At 75.9% G+C, this 266-nt stretch carries 1 protein-coding gene; it reads left to right on the top strand.

All coding sequences use genetic code 11. The annotated features are described in order from the left end of the window. On the top strand, positions 1 to 266 hold a 266-nt coding region (locus tag ACZ3HH_RS30250), incomplete at both ends, for a citrate/2-methylcitrate synthase (RefSeq protein WP_465810289.1).

The raw sequence follows: 266 nt of genomic DNA, 5'->3' as shown, positions 1-266 counted from the left end.
CCCGGGTGCGCCGCGGGCTGGAGCCGGAGCGGGCTCTGGTCGAGGCGCTGCAGGAGGGCAATGGCATCCCGGGGTTCGGCCACCCGCTCTACGACAGCGTCGACGATCGGGCCGACGCCCTGTTCCCGCTCCTCGCCACGCTGCCCGACGGCGACGGGACGATGGATGCCGTGCGCCGACTTCAGGACGTCGTCGCCGACCGCGCCCGCCTCGCGCCGAACGTGGATCTGGCGCTGGCGGCCCTCGCCTCGGCGGCGCGGCTTCCC

It is taken from the genome of Pseudomonas sp. PME37.24/025 (assembly GCF_055556615.1).
The sequence above is the reverse complement of the archived record's forward strand: the minus strand, read 5'-3'. Positions and strand labels throughout refer to the sequence as shown.